This window comes from Nordella sp. HKS 07 (assembly GCF_011046735.1).
Classification (GTDB): domain Bacteria; phylum Pseudomonadota; class Alphaproteobacteria; order Rhizobiales; family Aestuariivirgaceae; genus Taklimakanibacter.
Window position 1 is genome coordinate 1,690,591 of sequence record NZ_CP049258.1, and the last position, 22,414, is coordinate 1,713,004.

Sequence of the window (22,414 nt, forward strand, 5' to 3'; positions counted from 1 at the left end):
TCCTTCTTAGCCGGTCGCCGTTTCATCTATTTGTACGGATCGGCCGCATCACGCAGTCCGTCTCCGAGGAAATTGAAGGCCAGAATGACGATGATCACCGGCAGGACCGGCAGCATGAGCCAGGGATAGAGCGCCACCACATTGATGTTGGTGGCTTCCTGGAGCAGCACCCCCCAGCTGGTGATGGGGGGCCGCAAGCCAAGCCCGAGGAAGCTCAATGCCGTTTCGCCCAGAATCATGCCGGGAATGGATATGGTGGCCGAGGCGATCAAATGCGACATGAATCCGGGGACCAGATGCCGGCCGATGATGCGGCTGCCCTTGGCGCCCATCAGCTGTGCCGCGAGGACGTAGTCTTCCTCGCGTAAAGCCAGCAATTTGGATCTCACCGCGCGTGCGAGCCCGGTCCAATCGAGAAGCCCGAGGATGAAGGTGATGCCGAAATAGACGAGCAGTGGCGACCAGGTGACCGGCATAATCGCGGCCAGTGCCATCCATAGCGGGATGCTGGGCAGCGATTGCAGGACTTCGATGATACGCTGCGTAATCAGATCGACGACGCCGCCCTTATAGCCGGCGATACCGCCGATGACAATGCCGAGGATGAAGCTCACCGCCACGCCGAGAAGGCCGATGGTGAGCGAGATGCGCGCGCCATAGATGATGCGCGAAAGCATGTCGCGTCCGAGCCGGTCGGTGCCGAGCAGGAAGAATTCGCCGTCCTTGGCCGGGCAGACGAGATGGAGGTTGCTCTCGACCAGCCCCCAGAATTTGTAAGTATCGCCGCGGCAGAAGAAGCGCAGCCTCTGAGGGTCATCCTTGTTGTCGGTATATTCGCGCCTCAGATTGTCCATGTTGAGCCGCATCGTGCGGCCATAGACGAAGGGTCCGATGAACTCCCCGTTATGGAACAGACGCACCCGCTGCGGCGGCGCGTAGATATTGTCCATATTGCGGGTGGCGAGATTATAGGGCGCCAGGAACTCCGCGATGATGATCATGCCGTAAAGGGCGGTGAGGATGATACCGGAGATCAGAGCGAGGCGGTGGCGCTTGAACTTCCACCACATCAGCCGCCATTGCGAGGCGAGGAAGACCTTCTTCTGCTGGTCGCTCATCGCCTCGCCATAGGCGGGATCGAAGGGCGCCTTGGAAACATAGTGCCGGAGCGGCTGGCCGGACGGCGGAAGCGGCGTCGCGTCGTTCATTTCGTGCTTCCACCCTGGAGCCGGATGCGCGGATCGAGCACGGCGAGCGCCAGATCCGAGATGAGAACGCCGATTACGGTGAGGAAGGCGAGGAACATCAGGAAGGAGCCGGCGAGATACATGTCCTGGCTCTTCAGCGCCCGGATCAGCAAGGGTCCGGTGGTTTCGAGCGACAGCACGATTGCGGTGATCTCGGCGCCCGAGATGATGGCCGGCAGGATCGAGCCGATATCGGCGATGAAGAAGTTGAGCGCCATACGCAACGGGTATTTGATCAGCGCCTTGAACGGATGCAGGCCCTTGGCGCGCGCCGTGACCACATACTGCTTCTGCAATTCATCGAGCAGATTGGCGCGCAGTCGCCGCACCATGCCGGCGGTGCCCGCCGTGCCGATGATGATCACCGGAATCCACAGATGTTCCAGGATCGACTTGAACTTGGCCCAGCTCATCGGCTCCGACATGAATTGCGGGTCCATGAGATGGCCGATCGACGTACCGAACCACACATTGGCCAGATACATGAAGACCAGCGCCATCATGAAGTTGGGCACCGCGATGCCGAGCAGCCCGAGGAAGGTCAGCCCGTAATCGCCCCAGCTATATTGGTGCGTCGCCGAATAAATGCCGATCGGGAAGGCGATGAGCCAGGTGAACAGGATGGTGATGAAGGACACCATGATGGTGAGCCACATCCGGTCGCCCACCACATCGGTGACCGGCATCTGATATTCGAAGGAATAGCCGAAATCGCCGGTGAGCATGCCGCCGACCCAGTGGAAGTAGCGGATGATCGGCGGCTTGTCGAAGCCATACTCCTTGCGCAATGCCTCGATCTCCTCGGCATTGACGCTCTCGCCCTGGGCCTGGAGCTCGGCGACATAGCTCTCGAAGTAATCGCCGGGCGGCAATTCGATGATGGTGAAGACCAGCGCTGATATGATCGCCAGCGTCGGCACCATCATGAAGATGCGCCAGATAATGTAGCGCGCCATCCTCAGGACCCTCCCTTCTCGTCGAACCAGAAGGTGTCCATGCCGTAGACGCCGAAATAAGCGGTCGGGTCGAAGCCGTAGATGGCCTTGTCCGGAACGTTGCGCAGTTTCGTCGAGGCGACGATCGGCTGCAGCGTCGAGTTCACGATGCCGATGGAGAAGACCTGGCTGGTATAGAGCGCCAGCATCTTATGCCAGATCTCGGCGCGCGCCGCGTGGTCGGCCGTTTGGCGCCACTGCTTGTAGAGGTCATAGAGTTCCCGGGCCTCCGGCAGATCCGCCTCGGTCCCCTTCTCACCGTTCGATTCGACGAAGATGCCCCATTGCGGCCATTGCAGCTGCTCGTGGCTGGTCGGCGCCAGCGCCTTGGGATTCATGTCGGCGGTCGGGATGCCGTTGTCCAAGCCCGACGCCATCGCCATCATGACCTTGCCGCCGATGATGCGGCTTCTCAGCACGTCGGTCTGCGAGGTGCGCACCAGGAGCTTGATGCCGATCTTGTCCCAATGATCGACGATGAGCTCGAGCACATCCGTCTCGACCGTGTCCTCGCCCGCCGTCTCGATGATGATCTCGGCGCGTCTGCCGTCGGGCAGGAAACGGATGCCGTCGCTGTCGCGTTTGTCGAGGCCCATCTCGTCGAGCAGCTTGTTGGCCGCGGCCGGATCGAAATCCGTATAGGCCTTGGCATATTCCTCGCGGAACAGCGGGCTCGCCGGGAGCACCGTATCGGCGCTGGGTTTCCCTAGGCCGAAGAACACCGCGAGATTGATCTCGCGCCGGTTGATCGCCAGCGACAGGGCCCGCCGGAAGCGCACATCCTGCAGGATCTTGCGCCAGGCCTCATCCTCGTAATTGAGATTGGGGTAGAGCGCGACGCGCGATCCGCGTCCGCTCTCCCACAGCTTTACATTGATCGGATGCGACTGCTCCGACTCCTTGAGGAAGGTATAGTCCGCGAAGCTGATGTTGCTGCCCTGCAGATCCGCTTCGCCGGCCCCGGTCTTGGCCGGGATCAGCGAGGAGGAGCTCACATTGAGGACGAACCGGTCGATATAGGGAAGCTGACGGCCTTCCGCGTCGACGCGGTGGAAATAAGGATTGCGCTCGAAGACGAACTGCTCGGCCGGCGGCTTGGTCGTGTTGCGCCAGGGATCGAGCGTCGGCAGATCGGGGTTTTCCGGACGGTATTGCCGCGCCTTGCCGATATGAAGGCCGGTCCACTTCTTCTCCTTGTTGGCCTTGATCAGCTCCTTGAGCTTGTCCTCGCTCTGGTATTTCTTGTGGAACTGCTTGAGGTAATGCGCCGGCATCACCATGCTGAGCGCCTGGGGCGCCGCGATCTGCGGCAGGAAGTCCGGATTGGGCGCGTCCCAGGTGTAGCGCACCGTCAGATCGTCGAGGATCTCGAATTTGGGCGGCTTGCCGTTCACCAGGAGGTAATTCGAGATGAGGCCTTTGGTGAGGTCCTCGTCGAGCTGCACGTCTTCCAGCGCATAGCGGAAATCTTCCGGCGTCAGCGGCTCGCCGTCCGACCATTTGTGGCCTGGACGCAGATGGAACGTGAAGATGCGCCCCTCCTCCACGTCGAAGGACTCGAGGACATCCGGCTTGAGCTGCAGCTTGTCGTCATAACGCAGCAGCCTTGTATAGCCGGAAACGGTCATCTGGCTGATATTGCGCTGGCCGCCGATGAGCGAGCGCACCTCGCCGCCATATTGGCCGGGCGACTTGCCGGGCTCGAGCTGCTCGATGAGCAGCGGCTTTGTCGGCAGGCGTTCCTCGACCGGCGGCAATTCGCCTTTGGCGACTTTCTCCTTGAGATAGTCGGGCTCGATATAGCCGGCATATGCGCCGGGCGTTCCGACAAGCAGCGCCAGGGTACAACAGAGAATGCGCAGGATCATGGCCTGAGCTCCCGGTTCTCGACGCCGTGTTGCGCCAGGATCCAATGGCCGCCGCCGAGATCGCGATGATCGAGGCCGTCGCCGCCGTCGCGGAAAGCCTTGCCCCAGGCACTGTCGTCGGAGGCACCGCCGAGCTTTAGCGTTTTGAAATCGAGCGGCCGGCCGAGATCGGGATAGGGCACGGCGGCAAGCAGGGCGCGTGTATAGGGATGCACCGGATTGCGGAACAGGGTCTCGCGCGGCGCCACCTCGACGATGCGGCCGCGGCACATCACCGCGATGCGGTCCGCCATGTAATCGACGACCGCCAGATTATGCGAGATGAAGAGATAGGTGAGGCCGAGTTCCTTCTGCAGGTCCTTGAGCAGGTTGAGGATCTGGGCCTGCACCGAGACGTCGAGGGCGGAGACCGGCTCGTCGCAGATGAGAAGATCGGGGCCGAGCGCCAGAGCGCGCGCGATGCCGATGCGCTGGCGCTGGCCGCCCGAGAAGCTGTGCGGATAGCGGCTGAGATAGCGCGGATCGAGACCGACCGCCTGCATCAGTCTTTCGACCGTCGCTCTGCGTTCGGATGCCGTACCGTAATTGTGGATCTCGAGCGGCTCGCTCAGGATGTTCTGCACCCTCATGCGCGGGCTGAGCGAGCTGAACGGATCCTGGAACACCATCTGGATGCGGCGCCTGATATCCTTGAGCTGGTCGCCCTCGGCCTTCAGCAAATCGACGGGCCCTTCGCCCGCATCGAAGGTGATCGAACCCTGATTGGGCGTGATCGCTCGCATGATAATCTTGCTGACGGTCGTCTTGCCGCAGCCCGATTCGCCCACCAGGCCGAAGCATTCACCTTGATTGATGTCGAAGCTGACATTGTCGACGGCACGGATTTCGTGCGCGTCGCCCTTGCCGAACCAGCCGGACTGGCGCGTCGCGAAGGATTTGGTCAAGTGCCGCACCGAGAGCAGCAGGCCGCCCTTCTTGCCGGAACGCTTTCCGTTGCCGCCCAGGAGGGCTCCGGCATTGACCGGCACGTCGCGCAGCGCTTTCAGCCTTTCGCCCGCCGTCATGTTGAAATGCGGAACCGCCGCCAGCAGCGCTTTGAGATAGGGATGCTGCGGATTCTCGAAAATATCGGTTACGGTGCCCGCTTCCATGATTTCGCCGCGGTAGATGACCACGACCTCGTCGGCGATATTGGCGACGATGCCGAGATCATGCGTGATGATCAGCACCGCCATGTTCAGCTTCTGCTGCAGTTCCTTGAGGAGTTGCAGGATCTGCGCCTGGATGGTGACGTCGAGCGCCGTTGTCGGCTCATCCGCGATGAGCAGTGCCGGCCGGCAGATGAGCGCCATGGCGATCATGGCGCGCTGGCGAAGCCCGCCCGACAATTCGAAGGGATACATGCCATAGGCGCGCTTGGGATCGGGAAAGCCGACCAGTCCCAGCATCTCCTCGGTGCGCTCGCGCACCTCCTTCTCCGTCGCCTGGAAATGGATGCGATAGGCCTCGCCGACCTGGTCGCCGATCGTGTGCAGCGGCGAGAGCGAGGTCATCGGCTCCTGGAAGATCATCGAAATGCGTCCGCCGCGTATATGTCGATACTGCTCGCTCTCGACATTGAGGCTGGCGAGATTGGTGTCCTTGCCCTTCTTGGGGTCGGAGAAGATGATCCGGCCCTGCTTGATGCGCCCGGGCCTGGGCAGGATGCCCATGATGGTCTGGGCGATGACTGACTTGCCGGACCCTGATTCGCCAACAAGCGCCGTCACCTTGCCGGGCAGGACCCGGAAGCTCGCACCTTTGACCGCATCGAAGTCCCAGGCATGTAGCGCAAAACCGATGCCCAGATCCTCGATGCGGAGAATATCACCTGCCGCCGTCATTGCGGACCGGACTTACGCCATGCCAGCATAATCAACCAAACGCCTTCCCCTTAAGTCAGGGGAGCCTAGCCGCTTTTCGGGTCTTATGGAAAGGGGCAAATCTCGGGCTTGAGCACATCCGCGCAGGCGAGGCTGCGGCGGAAGTCGTCATAATAGAGCGCCCACACCCCCGGGCCGCCCGCCCGATAGGGGCCGAACTTGAAATACTGGTTCTCGCCAAGGCCCTTGTCGTTGTGACCGATTCGCCCTTTGACGGTGACGATCCACTTGTCATTGGCGAAGATTTCGATCTGGCCGGTGCCTTCGGGGCCGGGCTTCGCATAGACGGCGAAGTCGACCCAGCCGGTGGCCGGGTCGGGCAGAGGATTGCCGCGATCGATCACCGTAATCTTGTCGGTACAGGCGTTGAATTCATCCCCATTCTCAGGGCCGAATTTCCTGTCGAAGGCGACCAGCGCCCGGGTCTGGTTGGTATCGGGCCTGAGCCACACCGCCGTTTCGCCCGGGCCGCAATGCGCCCTCTTCCCCTTCTGGCCTTCCTTGCCCGGCACGAGATTGGTCTCGACCGTGATGAAGAATTTGCCCTCGTTGAAGCGGAAAGCCAGAAACGGACTGAAGTCGCCATCCGCGCCGGCATCGATCTCGCGCTTCCATTGGGCGATCAGGTAGCGGTGATCGTCCTGCGGCACCGGCTCCTCGAATTTGACAGCAAAACCGAACCATGCCCCCTGGTCATAGGGCACCCTGAGTTTGCTACGCTCCCAGACCTCGGCCCGCTCGCTGCACAAGGGCTTGCTCGCCGGGCAGTGCGGCTTCACCGACAGCCGCAGTGCCCCCTTGCCCGAATGCACGACCTTGTTCTGGAACTCGACGCTTCCCGCACTCTGCTCGAAGTTCTTCTTGTAATAAAGACCACCCGCGGGCGCGAAATCCTGGCCCTCGAAACCGTCGACGAGCTTGTCCTTGTAAGTGAGCTCTTGCGCGCCCGCCGCGGCGGCGAGCGCCAGGCCCGCCAGCACTGCGCCAAATTGCGCGGCTTTCCGGATGATCGGCATCAGCTCGCCTTGCGCCGTTGAAAAACGCCCGTGTCGCGATGCAGCAGGATAAGGCGCTCGGCATCGGTGAGTTCGCGCGCCATACTTGCCGGGACATAGTCGCTGACCGCGCCCTTGCCCGCCAGAGGCGCATGGACCTTCATGTCGTAATCGGTGCCGCGCAAGATTTCGGTCCCCAGCATGTTCCACTCACCGCCGCTATAAAGCGCAAATTCGTCGCTGGCAATGATCGGCGTCTTGTATTTCTTCGACAGGCCTTCGAGCCTTTGCACCTCGTTCACCGCCTGCCCGAATGCCGAGAAGGTGAGCCGCTCCTTCAACCCGACATTGCCGAACATGACATTGCCGACATGCAGTCCCACGCCATAGCCGATCTCGGGCAGGTTCTCGCTCTTGCGCCGCTCATTGAGCTGGCCCATGCGCGCCACCGCATTATGGGCGGCGGCGAGCGCCTGGCGGCAGGCGATCTCCGAGGGGCCGCGATGGCGTGCGCAGGGAATGACCGCCAGGAAGCCATCGCCGAGGAAGCTCAGGATCTCCGCGCCCCCTTCGCTGAAGGGAACCGCGATGGCGTCGAAGAACTGGTTGAGGGTGTCGATGAAGACCTGCCGCCCCGCCTGCTCGGCAATGGCCGTCGAGCCCCTCATATCGGCCATGATGAGAGCGGCGCGGATCGTCTCGCCGTCGCCGCGCTGGATCTGGCCCGATAGCACCCGCTGGCCTGCGCCGTTGCCGAGATAGGTGGTGAGCATGTTGCCGGCGAGCTGGCTCAGAACCGCAACACGAGCGGCCACCGCGAGCCGACCCTGGATGCGCAGGAGTGCGGCGATCTCGCTCTCATTGAAGCCGTCGGCGCGGTCGGTCGACCATGAGCCGACGATACCCTGGCCCGAATCCTCGCCGAAGGGCAGGAAGAAGGCGAGATAGTCGGTAATGCCCTCTTTCTTGAAATCCTCGAAGATCGGAAATTCCGGCGTGCAATCGGCGTCGATGCGCCGGCGCATATGGTCGAGCCCGTTATGGATCAGCTGGTAATAGGGGCTCTTGGTGAGCTGGTCGTCCTTCTCCTGTCCGGGCTCGACATGGCGATAGCCCTCGACCTTGAGGCCCTCGCCACGCCGCCAGGTGAAACCCATGGCGCGATAGAGCGGATGCAGAATGGAGAGCGAGATATTGATGCGCTTGAGCGGCAGGCCGGTAGCGGCGAGCCTTTCGCAACACCCGCGAATTACCGTTTCGAGATCGGTGCTCTTGAGGGAGGCCTGTTTCAGCCAGGCCGACACTTCATCCATGAGGGTCTCGGAAATGGCATGCTCTGCGGCCATGGGCTGTGCTCCGGGAAAGCGCTCGAAAATGCGACTATAGGGCCGCTAATGTGTGGTCCGGCGCGCTCGATTGCAACGGGGGTGTCCTGTTAAGGAAAAGAAGATCGGCGCCCCGGGGCTTCGGCGTGAAAGCGACGTCTTGCGACAAATAGGTAACCAGACTGGGGAATTTGCCCACGGCCGCTTGCCGCGCGAGGCGCCCGAAGAGACAGGCCAGCCTGAGCGTCGCGACTAGCGATCTGCCGCGACGGAATATTCGCGGCCCGCCGAGGGTCTTCTCATACAGAGCCGGGTGGACTGCCAGCTGCACGCCCTTCACCTGCGGATGGTCGAGCTTCCGCAGCTCCTCGGCGAGCGCATATTCATAACCCTCGACGTCGATCTTGACGAAGAGAGGCCCCGGGCCCGCAATATGAAGCAGCTTCGCCATGGAAAAGCCCTCGACCTCCACGGAAGGGCCGTCGCCGATGGGAAGCGCGCTCGTCTCCGAGCTGCCGAACCCCTCGACGGCGTTGAGCTTGAGATGCGGCTGCGATGTGAGCGCGCCTTCGATCAGCGTGACATTGGGATAGAGCGGCAGCAGGCTTTTGAGGATTTCCCGGCATCTGGGATCGGGCTCGAGGACGAGAACGCGTTTGGCCCGTCTCGCGGCCCAGAACGGCGTGACCCCGATCCAGCCGCCGATATCGATATAGGTGACGTCGGGACCGAGCTGATCGCTCAGAGCACGGAAGGTGCGTGGCTCCCAGGCGCCACTTTCGAGCTTGCGGTAGAATTTGCGGTATTCCGGCAGGTCGGCGAGAGTGATGGTTTCGCCCTGATAGGTGATGTCGAAATGCTTCATGCGGCGTCATTGCGCCAAACGGGCGGCCACTTCAATGCGGCTGACGCAAACGTTACTGGACGAAGGACTGTCACTTTCCGTCACGGCGGACGATCGGATTGGTCGTAATGGCGTGCGGTGCTTCGCGCGACCTAATGTGCATATTAGTAATTGCCTCCAGCCCTTGACTCTCGTGACTGCCGGTCACCAGCAGAAGGTGGTGGGCAGCAATGATGACGAGGATATCTCCACGATAGGGAAACTGTTCGATCGACCAGAAATCATCCTCGAGGATAAATGACGGCAGATAGGGATCCTCGCCGCTCGCAAATGCCAGAGCGGAACGTTTCTCAATTTGGGGCGGCCTCCGAAGTCGCTTCAGATTCTCCCGCGAAGAAACGGCTGAACTTCTCGGCCGTCATCACGATATCGGCCGGAGCGGCGGAAGAAAGCGAAAGCCATAAGAACCCCAAATCACCCTCACACCTCCTTCGCCATTTCGCGGAGCTTGAACTTCTGGATCTTGCCTGTGGAAGTCTTGGGCAATTCGGCGAACACAACATGCTTCGGCACCTTGAAGCGGGCGAGACCCTTGCGGCACCAGTCGAGCATCTCTTCTTCCGTTGCCTTTGCGCCGGGCTTGAGCTCAATGAAGGCGCACGGGCATTCGCCCCATTTCTCGTCCGCCTTGGCGACGACGGCGGCCGCCTGCACGGACGGATGCTTGTAGAGCACTTCTTCCACCTCGATCGAGGAGATGTTCTCGCCGCCCGAGATGATGATGTCCTTGGAGCGGTCCTTCAACTGCACATAGCCGTCGCGATGCAGCACCGCGAGATCGCCCGAATGGAACCAGCCGCCCTTGAAGGCCTCTTCGCTCGCCTGGTGGTTTTTGAGATAGCCTTTCATCACGATATTGCCGCGGAACATGACCTCGCCCAGCGTCTTGCCGTCGGCCGGCACTTTCGTCATCGTCTCCGGATTCATCACCGTGAGCGCCTCGAGCGGGATGTAGTTCACGCCCTGGCGCGCTTTCTTCGCGGCGCGTGCCTCAGGCTCGAGCGCGTCCCATTTCGTATCCCAGTCGTTCACCACCGCCGGGCCATAGGTTTCAGTGAGGCCATAGACATGCGTGACGTTGAAGCCCGCTTCCGCCATGCGCGCCAGCACCACTTCCGGCGGCGGAGCGGCCGCGGTGGTGAACTCGACGACATGCGGCAGTTTCGTCTTCTCCTCTTCCGGCGCATTGAGGATGGTCGCCATCACGATCGGCGCACCGCACAGATGCGTGACCTTGTGCTCGGCCAAGGCCTGCCAGATCGCTTTGGCGCGCACCGCCCGCAAAGTGACATGGGTGCCGCCCATCACCGACATCGACCAGGGATAGCCCCAGCCATTGCAGTGGAACATCGGCAGCGTCCACAGATAGACGGGATGGCGCGCCATCTGCTGGGTCAGTACATTGCCCTGCGCGATCAGATAGGCGCCGCGATGATGGCACACGACCCCTTTCGGGTTGCCAGTGGTGCCCGAAGTGTAGTTGAGCGAGATCGCATCCCATTCGTCCGCCGGCATCATCCAGTCGAAATCGGGATCGCCGCCCGAGATGAAGCTCTCATAATCGATGGCGCCGAGACGCTTGCCGTCGGGCACAAATTCGCTGTCGACATAATCGACGACGATCGGCCTCTTGCCCTTCATGAGGGCCAGCGCCTCCTTCATGAGACCGGAGAATTCGGTGTCGACCAGGACGAGGCGCGTCTCGGCGTGGTCGAGCGAGAAGGCGATCACTGCGGCGTCGAGCCTGGTATTGAGCGTGTTGAGCACGGCGCCCGCCATCGGCACACCGTAATGGGCTTCGAGCATCGCCGGCGTGTTGGCGAGCAGCGCCGAGACTGTGTCGCCGCGCTTGATGCCGGCCTTGGTCAATGCCGAGGCGAGCCTGCGGCTGCGCGCATAGAATTCGGCATAGGTGAAGCGTTGGCCGCCATGGATGATGGCGGTGTGATCGGCATAGACGGCGCCGGCGCGGGCGAGGAAGGACAACGGCGTCAGCGGCTGGTAGTTGGCCGGGGTCTTGGGCAGGTCGCGGTCATAGATGGATGTGCTCATGGAGCCGTCTTATTCCATCCGCTTCCGCGGCGGAAGCCGCTTCAGAGGCCGGCTTGCATCGCCCCTTTATGTGGTGGCTGGGCTGGGTGCTCGCAGGGGCTCGGTCCTTTCCGCCTTGCGCCCGTCGAGGAAGACGGCGAGCCCACCCATGACCAGGAGGCCGGTCGCGATGATCACCGTGTCCTTGCCGAAGGTGCCTCCCCATTCATGGCGCACGATGGCGCCCGTCATCGACAAGAGCGAGCCGATACAGAATACGGGCAGCGAATGGCGTCCCATCGCGGTGAGGAAGTTGCTCGCCGGGATTCGGTGCATGAGGCGGCCGAGCGGCGACATCATCACAACATAGGCGAGCGCCAGCATATGCAGGAGGCGCGGCCAGGCGACGAAGCCCTTGTCGAAGCTCCAGATGGTCGAGGGCAGCTTTATGCCGGAGAAATTGATCAGCCAGTCGAAGGGCACCCACCAATAGGCGAGCAGCAGATAGACGACGCACAGGCCGTAGAGCAGGGCCGAGAACGGCATCGGCCGTTGCTCGCGCTGGCGCTGGCCGAGGATGAAGCCGACGACGAACAGCAGCTGCCAGGCGAACGGGTTGAAGAACCAGCCGCCGGGCATCGGATAGTTGGGCATCTCGAGCCCGAAGACGCCGGTGGCGAACCACAGCGTCACCGAGACGGCGAGCAGAAGCGACAGGCTGCGGCGCGCCAGCATCATGAAGAAAGGCAGCATCAGCAGCAGCACCATATACATGGGCAGGATGTTGAAATAGCCGAGTTGGTGTCCGAGTGTCACGAGCCCGACGATGCCGCGCACCGGATCGTCCATCAACGGCTTGATGTCCATGTAGACGATGGAGTCGTCGAGATACCCCGGATGCATGAAATACAGTGTCGCGGCGCAGAACAGCGCGATGCCGATGATCGTCGTGACGATATGGCTGATATAGAGCGTGAAAGCGCGCCGCACCGCCTTGACGCTCGCATCCCAGGTCTCGCCGCGCTCGAAGCGGGCGAAATAGGCATAGGCCGAGGCGAAGCCGGCGAGCATGACGAAGACTTCCGCCGCATCCGAGAAGCCGAAATTCTTATGCGTCCAATTTTCGTAGAAATTGCCCGGCACGTGATTGATGAAGATCGAGGCGAGCGCCAGGCCGCGCAGGAAATCGATGCGGTGGTCACGGCGGGAGCGAGCGGCGGCGGTCGTCATGGAAAGCTGCTTGAAGGACAGGGATGGCAGGAAAATGGCATTGCCTGATACCGGATTTTTACATAGCGTGGGATACGAAAAAGTGGATTTTTCGTAAAATTCCGCGCTCACTATTGGAATTGATCACGTTTGGAGCATCGGTCCGAAAAGCTTGTGGTCGGGCGTGACCCGACCATGCGTGCGGTTTTCGGATAAGCCGATGCGCAAAAATCGGATTGAGTCGATCCGAACTCATCGTGATCAAACTTCAATCCGGCTGGAAGGCCTGGGCCTTGGCTTCGCCCGCCTTGCGCGTTTCCTCCGGCAGCCGTGCGACGAACTCATCGAGCCAGGCGTCGCTGCGCCCGCCCTCTCTGGCGAGGTTGTGCCATTTCACCGCTTCGATCGGATTGGCCTCGAACACACGGCCGGTGGCGAAGAGGAGTGCCACGCGATTCTGCGCCACCGGATTGCCGCGCTTGGCCGAAACGAGAAGCCATTGGGCGCCGACCTTCTCGTTTTTCTTCACCCCGTCGCCGCGGAAGACCATGATGCCGTAATCGAGGGCGGCATCGCGATGGCCCTTGACCGCGGCCTTGGCGAACCACTCGCCGGCCCTGATCCTGTTTTGCTCGACGCCGCGGCCCTCGGCGAAGAGAACGCCCAGATTATACTGGGAATCGGCATAGCCCTGCTCCGCCGCCTTATTGAACCACTCCGCCGCTTCGAGCCAGTCGGGCGGCGTCTCGCTGGCGGCGAGCAGCCCCATGCGATGTTCGGCCTCTGGCTTGCCTTGCTTGGCGGCCTTTTCCATCCAGTAGCGTCCGCGCTCCGGATCCGGATCGCCGAGCATCCCGTTGAGATAGATTTCGCCCAGCGAATATTCCGCGCCGAGATTGCCCTTGGCGGCGGATTGAGCATACCAGTCGGCCGCCTTGTTGAGATCGGCAGTGACCCCCTGCCCCTTCTGATAGAGGACGCCCAGCATCGCCATGGCGCGCGCATCGCCCTTCTTGGCGAGCGCCTCGGCGATCGCCCTGGCCCCCCTTGTAATCCTTGTCCTCGTAAAGGGAGACCGCTTCCTCATAGGCCGGCTGGGCCATGACCGGGCCGGATACGGCGAGGGCCAGCAGCAGCAGAAGAAGAGCGGCAATGCGGTTCATGGGGCCTCGGCTGAAATCGCCTGCATGAGCTCGGTGACGATGCGCCGGGCCTCTTCGGGTGACGTCCAGATCGACTCCGGTGGGCGGATGAAATCGGGCTGTTGCGTCAATAATGCGGCAACCGCCTCAGGCGCCACCGGATCGGCGGCGATGCAGGGCACCTCGAACAGGTTCGACCACCAGGCGATGATCGGCTCCTCATGCGGTTTGAGGCGGGCCTGATTGAAGGCGATATACTCGGCGCCCGCTTCGGCGAGGTCCATGGCGACATGGCGCGACGTGCCGCACAGCGCGCCGATGATCTTGTCGGCGCCCAGGAGCTTGCGGGCATGGTCGTAATCGGCGCGATTGGTGACTTCGATGCCGTCGCAGGCTTGCGCGTGTTTTTCATCGAGGCAAAGCAGCGCCACGCCGTGCTCGCGAGCGACCGGTAAAAGGAGACCCACCAGGCCGCCGGGTGCCAGCGCGCTGGCGACATCGCCCGCTTCGCAGGCCGCCGCAAAGCAGCGCAGCGCATGGGGACCGGTCGTCTCGGGGACGACGAGATGAAGACGGGGCTGCGCCATGGCTGATTCGGAGTCCTCCTTCCCCCGTTCAATCAGAGAAGGCAGCGGAAGGCAAACGGTCTGGGAAGTCTCCTCGCTTTCCCCGGAGGAATGAAATCCCTCACGCTGAGGTGCCCGCCGAAGGCGGGCCTCGAAGCGTCCATCAGCACAATTATTGAAAGACACCCTTCGAGGCTCCCCAGGCGCAAGGCCGGGGTCGCGCCTCAGGGTGAGGAGATAGCCAGCTTCATAAATAGCTTCATAAATAAAGCCCCTAACTGAACGGGTCTTCCACCCGCGGCCACAACTTGCGCGTGAGCTTGCGGTAATTGGTGACGCGCGGATTGTTCGGATAGGCGGCACCCGCCGCGACATAGATCACTTCCGAAGCGATCGGCGCGAAGCCGGCATAGAAGTGATTGGTCGACTTCACCACCAGGAGCGGCTGTGCCAGGGGATCGATGCCGAGATTGGAAAAGATGTCGGGCTCGAAGGTCTGGGTGCGGTTGGTGTTGAGGATGACGTCGATCTCGCTTCCGGCGATCCGCACCACCGCGGCCGGCCCGAGCGTCACCCGGCTGCCGCCGAAGCTCTGCCAGCCCTCCTGGACGACCTTGCGCACGATCACCCGCGCATCGACGGGCTCGCCGCCCAAAGGCCCGGACTTGCCGCCGATGCGCAGCTCGATCTCCGCCCCCTCGCCCGCGCCATGGGCGAAACTGACCGCTATCGGATCCCAGATCGTCGCCAGCGCCGCCTTAGGGACGCGCCGCTCGATCATCCGGCGCAAGAGCAGCGTGCCGTCGCCCGCCACACCGCCCCCCGGATTGTCCCACATATCGGCGACGACCGCCGGCTGGCCGGGCTTCGTCACCTGCAACGCCCGGTCGAGGCCTGCATCGATGCTCATGACCGGCATCATCGTCTGGCCGCGCAAGGCGAAGATCTCGCGCCCCAGCGCTTCGGCGAGACGATCGCCCTTGGCTTGCGCGTCATCGCTCACCACCAGCATGCGGCTGCCCATTTCGGGCACGTCGGCCGCCATGAAGCCGTGGATGAAGGAGACCGACAATATATCGTCCTTGCCCTGCAGGCCCTTCAGGCGGTCGACGAATGAGCGCATCGGCTCGCGGCTCGTCGGATACACATCGATCAGCCGGCAATCGAAAGAGGAGAGCTTCGGCTTGATCTCACCCTTGATCGCCCGCATCGCCAGATCGACGACATGCTCGCCGCGCTCGTAAAAATCCGTATGCGGGAATTCGAGGAAGGCGGCGAGGATATCGGCATTGGCGACGCGCTTGGGTGTCAGGTGGCTGTGCGGATCGAGCTCGGCGGCGATGACGACTTTGGGCCCCACCAGCGCGCGCACGCGCGCCAGGATGTCGCCTTCGCAATCGTCATAGCCTTGCGCCACCATGGCGCCATGGAGGCCGAGCACAACGCCGTCGACAGGAAGTGCTGCCTTGAGCTCTGCCAGGATGGCGTCGCGCAGTCCTTCATAAGCCTCCCGGTTGAGAAGGCCGCCGGGCTCGGCCCAGGCGGCTGTCCCCTCGATCACCTCGAGGCTATCGTCCTGGCGCGCCCGCCGGCGCAGCACCAGCATCGGCGAGGAGCACAAGGTCGGCGTCTCCGGATGCCTGCCGGGGGCTGCGTAGAACGCCATCTCGAAGCTGGCGCGATCCGTCGGCACCGGCGAGAATGTATTGGTCTCCGTCGCGAACGACGCCGTGAAGATGCGCATCGTGAAGATTACTACCTGGGCGAGTAGGCGATGGCTTCGATCTCGACCTTAATGTCGATCATCAGCCGGCTCTCGGCGGTGGTGCGCGCCGGCGGCTCCTTGGCGAAGAAGGTCCCGTAGACCTGGTTGAAGCCGCCGAAGTCGCGCGCATCCTCGAGCCATACGGTGGTCTTGACCACTTCATCCATCGTGGCGCCGGCCAGCGCCAATGCGGCTTTGACATTCTCCAGCACCTGGCGCGTCTGCTCCTTGATGCCGCCATGCACGATGTTGCCCTGCGCATCGACCGGCACCTGTCCCGACACATAGACGAAATCGCCGGCCCGCACGGCGGGCGACAGGGGGACATGCGATGTGCCGAAAACCTGCTTCTTCATGGATTATTCCTTTTCATTTGACCGCGCCGAGCGAAAGGCCGCGCACCAGGTAACGTTGCAGCCAGGCGAAGAGAATGGCAACGGGTATGGTGGCGACGAGGGTTGCCGCCATCACATGATGCCATTCGACGGTGTAGCGCCCGGCGACCAGCGAGAACACCTGGATGGGCAGGGTGTAGCTCTCCTGGCGGCGCAACAGCGTCAGCGCGATGACAAACTCGTTCCAGGCATTGATGAAGGTGAAGATGGCGGTGACCGCGATGGCGGGCGTCACCAGAGGCAGGAACACCTTGACCAGCGTCTGCGACCGCGACGCGCCTTCAATCCATGCCGCCTCCTCGAGATCCTTCGGGATGGTGGCGAAATAGCTCTGCAGCATCCACACGGTGAAGGCGATGTTGAAGGCCATGTAGATGACGCCGACGGTCGGCACATTGTCGACGAGGCCGAGCGTGGCGATGAGGCGGAACAGGCCGACCACCAGCACGATCGGCGACAGCATCTGCGAGACGAGCAGGAACTGGTTGAAGGCGCCGCGGGCGCGGAAGCGATAGCGCGACAGCGCATAGGCCGCCGGGATGGAGACCAGGATGGCGCCGAGCGTGGCGATGAGCGACGTATAGAGCGAATTGAACAGCGCCCGGCCGAAATTGGTGGCCGTCCACATGTCGATGAAATTCCGCCAGCGGATCTCGCTCGGCCACCAGGTCGGATTGAGCACCTCGGCTTGCGGCTTGACCGCGGTGATGAACATGACCGCGAAGGGGAACAGCGACAGCACCACGAGCGGCGAGAGGACCGCCCAGGCGATGAGGGAGCGTTTGAGCTTGCTCATCAGGCTTCGCGCTCCTTCATAGCGAGCCGCACATAGATGATGGTGAAGACGAGCAGGATCGCCAGCATGATGAGCGACACCGCCGAGGCCTCGCCCAGCTTGCCGATGCGGAAGCCGAGCTTGTAGAGATGGGTCACCAATATGTCGGTCGAGTTGGCGGGCCCGCCCTGCGTCGTCACCCAGATGATCGGGAAGGAGTTGAACACATAGATCGTGTTGAGCACCAGCGCGATATTCACGAAGGGCTTGAGCAGCGGCAAGGTGATATGGCGGAACTGCTGCAGGCGCGAGGCGCCTTCCAGCGCCGAGGCCTCATAGAGGTCCTGCGGGATGGAAGACAGTCCGCCGAGGAAGATCGTCGTGGTGAAAGGCACCGTCACCAATATGCCGATCAGGACCTGCATGGTGAAAGCGAGGTCGCCGCTCGCCAGCCATTGCACGTTCTCGCTGATCAGCCCCAAGCCCATCAGCGCCGAGTTGAGCATGCCGCTTTCGCCATTGAGCGCCCAGCGCCACACCACCGCCGTCATGGTGAGCGAGACGGCCCAGGGCAGCATCAGGATGACGCGCGCGATGTCGCGGCCGTAGAAGTCCTCATTGAGGATGAGCGCCACCGGCACCGAGACGAGCAATGCGCCCCCAACGACAAGAAGCGTCCACAGGCCGGTGCGCCACAAAGCCGAGATGAAGTCGGCATTGGCGAAGAGCGCCGCGAAATTGGCGAAGTCGTTCCAGCCCTTGAGCTGGCCGAAACGGTTCACGTCGTTGGTGGCGATCTCGATCAGGCTGCCGACCGGCCAGAAGATGATCGCCGCCGCCAGCACGAGGCTCGGCAGGATGAGCAGATAGGGTATGGCAGCCTGGCGGGAGGTCATGATGGAGAGGCTAAAGCATCGGCCCGAAGAATGCGCACAATTTACCCTCGCCCCCTGCGGGGGAGCATTGGGAGGGTGAGGGGGAACAGGCGGTGGAGCACTTGCGCATCTGATCAGGACCTTCCGCCGGTTCCCCCTCACCCTAACCCTCTCCCCCGCAGGGGGAGAGGGGATATAAACCTGCTTACTTCTGACTCTGCAGGATGCCGTTGATCTCCTCGGCGGTGGCCTTCAGCGTCGCGTCGGGCTCACCTTCGCCGAGATAGATCTTCTGCAGCGCGTCGGAGGTCTTCTGCGCCACCTCTTCCCAACCGGGGATGACCGGCGCGAAGCGGGCCGAGGGCAGAAGATCGGTGAACGCCTTGAGATCGGCGTTGTTCACATAGTAGTCCATCTTCGCCTCTTCCTTGTTCACCGGCAGGAAGCCTTCGCCTTGCGTGAACTTGGCGCGCATGTCGGTGGTGAAGAGATAGTCGAGGAACTTCCAGGCCTCTTCCTTGTTCTGCGAGTTCTTGAACATGATGATCGAGTCGGTCACGCCATAGGTGCCGCGCGCCCCCGTCGGGCCCGCAGGGATAGCGGCGACGCCATATTTGAGGTTCGGCGCTTCTTCCTTGATCTGGTTGGAGAGGAAGGGCGCGGTGATCATCATGCCGATCTTGCCCTGCTTGAACAGGTTCTGCACGTCCTCGCGCGCGAAGGAGGTGACGCCCGGCTGGGTAAGCTTCTTGTCGATCAGTTCCTTGTAGAGCTTGGCGGCGGCGATGGCGCCGTCGCTGGACAGGCCGGACTTGCCATCCTTGTCGAGGATTTCGACGCCCTGCGACCACATCGCATAGTAGTAATAGACGTCGGTCTCGATTTCCTTGCCCTGCAGGCCGTAGCCATAGACGCCACCACCGAGCGCGGAAATCTTCTCAGCCGCGGCCTTGAGGTCGTCCCAGGTCTTCGGCGGCTCGGCGATGCCGGCCTTCTCGAACAGCTCCTTGTTGTAATACATGGCGCGCGCCGAGGCGGCGATCGGCAGACCATAGGTCTTGCCGTCCATGACGGAGGGCGACAGGAAGGTCTCGATGAAGCGGTCCTTGAATTCCGGCGTGATGAAGCCGTCGAGCGGCTCGGCCACGTCCTGTTTCACGAAGTCGATGAGCCAGCGCGTGCCGATGATCGACAGATCGGCGTTGCTGCCCGCCCCGATATCGGTGGTGAGCTTCTGCAGGAGCACGTCCCACGGCACGACCTCGATCTGGATGTCGACTCCCGGATTGGCCGCCTCGAAGGCCTTCTCGGCCTCGGCGAAATAGGGCCCGGTCTTGGCGCTGTATTCAGCGACGGTGACGCGCACCGTGCCGGCGAGCGCGACACTGGTGAGCGCTGCGAGGCTCAGGCCGGCGGCCAGAATCGTCTTCAAAAATCGGCTTTTCATGGTTTCCTCCTCAGTCAGGATGGGGGTGGGAGCCCCTGTTGTCGGGCCTTCATCACATCGCATATTCGATGTTGCTTTGTTACATACTTTCAAAAATAAGGAAAAACAAGCGGAATTAATGTTGCTAACTTGCATAATTGGGTACAAACTAGAAAAAACGGCGAGGAAACATGACGGGTCTCAAGGGAAAAAAAGTCATCATCACAGGGGCTGGCGGCGGCATCGGCTCGGCTCTGGTCCAGGCTTTCCACCGTGAGGGCGCGACCGTCATCGCCTGTGACCGCACGAACCAGACGGACGAGCCTATCCAGCCCGATCACCTCGAGGTCTTCGACCTCCTCGACCCCGCCCAGATCGGCAAGGCGGCGGAGAACATCGTTGCCAAGTTCGGCGCCCCCGACTGCCTCATCAACAACGCCGGCTGGACGCGCGCCGAATTGATGGAGGACGTGACCAACGAGGTCATTGCGCGCGAATTGCAGCTCAATCTCTCGGGCGTCATGCAGTTCACGCAAGGGCTCCTGCCGGCGATGCTCGAGCGCAAGGTCGGCAGCATCGTTTTCATCAGCTCGGTCAACGCGCTGATGCATTTCGGCAATCCCGTCTATGCCGCGGCCAAATCCGGCATCGAGGCTTATTCGCGCGCCATCGCCGTCGAACATGGCGCCTTCGGCATCCGCTCCAACAGCGTCTGCCCGGGCTCGACCCGCACCCATGCTTGGGACCACCGCCTCGAGGCCGAGCCGTTGCTTCTGCCACGCGTCACCAGGCTCTACCCGCTGCAAAGGCTGGTGACGCCCGAGGAAGTGGCCAATGCCGTCCTGTTCCTCGCCTCGCCTCTGTCGAGCGGCATCACCGGTGTAACCTTGCCGGTTGACGCCGGCGCCACGGCGGGCTTCCTTCCCTTCATCGACACGGTTCTCAAGGGCGTATCATGAGCACAGTCAGTCTGCGCGGCATCGCCAAGCACTTCGGCGCGGTGACGATCATCCCCAAGGGCCTCGATCTCGACATCGCCGACGGCGAGTTCGTCGTGCTGGTCGGCCCATCGGGCTGCGGCAAGTCCACCCTTCTGCGCATGATCGCGGGGCTCGAGGATATCAGCGACGGCGAGCTGTGCATCGGTGACAGGCGCGCCAACGAGCTGAGCCCCCAGGAGCGCAACATCGCCATGGTGTTCCAGTCCTATGCGCTGTTCCCGCATATGACGGCGAAGGACAATATCGGTTTCGGCCCGCGCATCCGCAAGGAAGCGGGAGGCGCCATCTCCGACAAGGTCGGCAAGGCGGCCGGCATTCTCAATCTGCACGACTATCTCGACCGCTATCCGCGTCAATTGTCGGGCGGCCAGCGCCAGCGCGTCGCCATGGGCCGCGCCATCGTCCGCGATCCGGATGTGTTCCTGTTCGACGAGCCGCTCTCCAATCTCGACGCGCAATTGCGCGTGCAGATGCGCACCGAGATCAAGGCGCTGCATCAGCGGCTCGGCTCGACCATCGTCTATGTGACGCATGACCAGATCGAGGCCATGACCATGGCCGACCGCATCGTGGTGATGAACAAGGGTCGCATCGAGCAGGCGGGCTCGCCGCTCGATCTCTACGACAATCCGGCCACCCGATTCGTGGCGAGCTTTCTGGGGTCGCCCTCGATGAGCTTCGTGCCCGGACGGGTGAAGAAAACCGGCGACGGCGCCGCCGTCGTCACCGATGACGGTGTCACCTTGCCGACCCGCATGCTGGCCGCCGCCAATGACGGCCGTGCCGTCGAAGTGGGCATGCGGCCCGAGCATTTCCGCCTCGCCGACAAGGGCCAGGGCCTGCCCTTCAAGGTCGATGTGATCGAGCCGACCGGATCGGAGACCCATCTCTATGGTGCGATCGCCGGCACACCCGTGCGCTGCGTCTTCCGCGAACGCCTCAAGCTGGCACCCGGCGCCGAGATCGGCCTCGCTATCGACGCGGCGCTGACCCATGTCTTCGACCGCGAGACGGGGCGCCCGGTGTGAACGACATCATCGATATCGTCGCGCGGCTGCGCGAGCGCTCGGAGGACGGCTCCAAGTCCGACCGTCGCCTGGCGCAGCTCATTCTCGACGATATCGATTTCGCCTCCAAGGCGGCGATCGCCGATCTGGCGGCGCGCGCCGAAGTCAGCGAGCCGACGGTGACGCGCTTCTGCCGGGGCCTGGGCTGCGAGGGCACCCGCGATTTCAAGTTCAAGCTCGCCCAGGCGCTGGCGGTGGGGGCGCTCTATCTCAATCCGGCGCCGCTCAACCGCGACGCCCGCGAGGAGCGCACCCTGCAGGCGATCTGCGACAGCGCCATCACGGCCATCGAGCAGCTCAAACCCACGCTCGATCTCGGTGCCATCGCCCAATTGAGCGTCAGGATCACCGAGAGCCCGCATGTGCTGATCTACGGCTCGGGCGGAATTTCCTCGATGATGGCGGTGGAATTGCAGAACCGCCTGTTCCGCTTCCGCATCAATGCGGTGTCGCATATAGACGGTCAGATGCAGCGCATGACCTCCGCCGTCGCCGACAAATCGACCCTCGTCATCGGCTTCTCGGTGTCGGGCTATGCCCGCTCCGTGGTCGACGCGGTGATGGTGGCCCGCCAATATGGCGCTCACACGGCCGCCATCACCGCAACGCCCTCCGCACTCGCCGAAGCGGCCCATATCGTGGTGCCCTTCCAGACCTATGAGGACAGCCACATCTACAAGCCGACCTCGTCGCGCTACGCCCTGCTCGCCATCGTCGACGTCATCGCCACCATGGTGGCCGAAAATATGGGACCGCGCGTCATCGAGGGCATGCGCCGCATCAAGCAGAGCCTCAATATGCTGAAGGTGGACGATCCGCGTCTGCCGCTGGGTGATTGATTGGCACTATCTCTCTACATTCCTCATGCTGAGGTGGCCGCGAAGCGGCCCTCGAAGCATCCGGCAG

The 22,414-nt window shown here is 62.5% G+C and carries 20 protein-coding genes; 4 read left to right on the forward strand and 16 right to left on the reverse strand.

What is annotated here, in order from left to right:
• Positions 1 to 26 precede the first annotated feature (26 nt).
• The 7 genes from G5V57_RS07955 to G5V57_RS07985 form a co-directional block, all read right to left on the reverse strand.
• Entirely contained in the window at positions 27 to 1,208 is a 1,182-nt protein-coding gene (locus tag G5V57_RS07955) for an ABC transporter permease (RefSeq protein ID WP_165166993.1), read from the reverse strand.
• The gene (locus G5V57_RS07960; protein ID WP_165166994.1) at positions 1,205 to 2,203 is read right to left on the reverse strand and encodes an ABC transporter permease; all 999 of its coding nucleotides are present in this window, start codon (positions 2,201 to 2,203) and stop codon (positions 1,205 to 1,207) included. Before G5V57_RS07960 ends, G5V57_RS07955 begins: the two co-directional genes overlap by 4 nt.
• Positions 2,204 to 2,205: 2 nt before the next feature.
• On the reverse strand, positions 2,206 to 4,110 hold the full coding sequence (locus tag G5V57_RS07965) for an ABC transporter substrate-binding protein (RefSeq protein ID WP_165166995.1): 1,905 nt from the start codon (positions 4,108 to 4,110) through the stop codon (positions 2,206 to 2,208).
• On the reverse strand, positions 4,107 to 5,993 hold the full coding sequence (locus G5V57_RS07970) for an ABC transporter ATP-binding protein (RefSeq protein ID WP_165166996.1): 1,887 nt from the start codon (positions 5,991 to 5,993) through the stop codon (positions 4,107 to 4,109). The genes G5V57_RS07965 and G5V57_RS07970 overlap by 4 nt, the downstream gene beginning before the upstream one ends.
• Positions 5,994 to 6,076: 83 nt before the next feature.
• The gene (locus G5V57_RS07975) at positions 6,077 to 7,039 is read right to left on the reverse strand and encodes a polysaccharide lyase (RefSeq protein WP_371744811.1); all 963 of its coding nucleotides are present in this window, start codon (positions 7,037 to 7,039) and stop codon (positions 6,077 to 6,079) included.
• An 8-nt stretch (positions 7,040 to 7,047) separates the two neighbouring features.
• The gene (locus G5V57_RS07980) at positions 7,048 to 8,373 is read right to left on the reverse strand and encodes an adenylate/guanylate cyclase domain-containing protein (RefSeq protein WP_165166998.1); all 1,326 of its coding nucleotides are present in this window, start codon (positions 8,371 to 8,373) and stop codon (positions 7,048 to 7,050) included.
• A gap of 34 nt (positions 8,374 to 8,407) precedes the next feature.
• On the reverse strand, positions 8,408 to 9,217 hold the full coding sequence (locus G5V57_RS07985) for an FkbM family methyltransferase (protein ID WP_165166999.1): 810 nt from the start codon (positions 9,215 to 9,217) through the stop codon (positions 8,408 to 8,410).
• Positions 9,218 to 9,251: 34 nt separating this feature from the next.
• On the opposite strand from G5V57_RS07985, the gene G5V57_RS07990 reads away from it, so the two are divergent.
• A complete protein-coding gene (locus tag G5V57_RS07990) occupies positions 9,252 to 9,497 on the forward strand; it encodes a hypothetical protein (protein WP_165167000.1) in 246 nt (81 codons plus the stop codon).
• Between the two features lie 179 nt (positions 9,498 to 9,676).
• Here G5V57_RS07990 and G5V57_RS07995 read toward each other — a convergent pair whose 3' ends face one another.
• From G5V57_RS07995 to G5V57_RS08035, 9 genes are all read right to left on the reverse strand, one after another.
• Positions 9,677 to 11,308: an acyl-CoA synthetase gene (locus tag G5V57_RS07995; RefSeq protein ID WP_165167001.1), complete on the reverse strand. Its 1,632-nt coding sequence runs from the start codon at positions 11,306 to 11,308 to the stop codon at positions 9,677 to 9,679.
• A 66-nt stretch (positions 11,309 to 11,374) separates the two neighbouring features.
• A complete protein-coding gene (locus G5V57_RS08000) occupies positions 11,375 to 12,517 on the reverse strand; it encodes an OpgC family protein (RefSeq protein WP_165167002.1) in 1,143 nt (380 codons plus the stop codon).
• 247 nt (positions 12,518 to 12,764) lie between these two features.
• Positions 12,765 to 13,583, reverse strand: coding sequence for a tetratricopeptide repeat protein (locus tag G5V57_RS08005; protein ID WP_165167003.1), 819 nt, complete (start codon positions 13,581 to 13,583; stop codon positions 12,765 to 12,767).
• 72 nt (positions 13,584 to 13,655) lie between these two features.
• Positions 13,656 to 14,225, reverse strand: a complete 570-nt coding sequence (locus tag G5V57_RS08010) for a thiamine phosphate synthase (RefSeq protein ID WP_165167004.1) — start codon at positions 14,223 to 14,225, stop codon at positions 13,656 to 13,658.
• Between the two features lie 253 nt (positions 14,226 to 14,478).
• A complete protein-coding gene (locus tag G5V57_RS08015; RefSeq protein WP_165167005.1) occupies positions 14,479 to 15,948 on the reverse strand; it encodes a M81 family metallopeptidase in 1,470 nt (489 codons plus the stop codon).
• An 11-nt stretch (positions 15,949 to 15,959) separates the two neighbouring features.
• Positions 15,960 to 16,325: a RidA family protein gene (locus G5V57_RS08020; RefSeq protein ID WP_165167006.1), complete on the reverse strand. Its 366-nt coding sequence runs from the start codon at positions 16,323 to 16,325 to the stop codon at positions 15,960 to 15,962.
• A 13-nt stretch (positions 16,326 to 16,338) separates the two neighbouring features.
• Complete coding sequence (locus G5V57_RS08025) at positions 16,339 to 17,160, reverse strand: carbohydrate ABC transporter permease (protein ID WP_165167007.1); 822 nt, start codon at positions 17,158 to 17,160, stop codon at positions 16,339 to 16,341.
• A complete protein-coding gene (locus G5V57_RS08030; protein ID WP_165167008.1) occupies positions 17,160 to 18,035 on the reverse strand; it encodes a carbohydrate ABC transporter permease in 876 nt (291 codons plus the stop codon). The genes G5V57_RS08025 and G5V57_RS08030 overlap by 1 nt, the downstream gene beginning before the upstream one ends.
• Before the next feature lie 184 nt (positions 18,036 to 18,219).
• Positions 18,220 to 19,461 (reverse strand): sugar ABC transporter substrate-binding protein, encoded by a 1,242-nt coding sequence (locus G5V57_RS08035; RefSeq protein ID WP_165167009.1) that lies wholly within the window; start codon positions 19,459 to 19,461, stop codon positions 18,220 to 18,222.
• Between the two features lie 170 nt (positions 19,462 to 19,631).
• Here G5V57_RS08035 and G5V57_RS08040 point away from each other — a divergent pair, with 170 nt between their 5' ends.
• Genes G5V57_RS08040 through G5V57_RS08050 form a run of 3 tightly spaced genes read left to right on the forward strand, consistent with a single transcriptional unit; the run spans position 19,632 to position 22,347 of the window.
• Positions 19,632 to 20,399, forward strand: coding sequence for an SDR family NAD(P)-dependent oxidoreductase (locus tag G5V57_RS08040; protein WP_165167010.1), 768 nt, complete (start codon positions 19,632 to 19,634; stop codon positions 20,397 to 20,399).
• A complete protein-coding gene (locus G5V57_RS08045) occupies positions 20,396 to 21,469 on the forward strand; it encodes an ABC transporter ATP-binding protein (protein ID WP_165167011.1) in 1,074 nt (357 codons plus the stop codon). The genes G5V57_RS08040 and G5V57_RS08045 overlap by 4 nt, the downstream gene beginning before the upstream one ends.
• Positions 21,466 to 22,347 (forward strand): MurR/RpiR family transcriptional regulator, encoded by an 882-nt coding sequence (locus G5V57_RS08050; RefSeq protein ID WP_165167012.1) that lies wholly within the window; start codon positions 21,466 to 21,468, stop codon positions 22,345 to 22,347. The genes G5V57_RS08045 and G5V57_RS08050 overlap by 4 nt, the downstream gene beginning before the upstream one ends.
• Positions 22,348 to 22,414 lie beyond the last annotated feature (67 nt).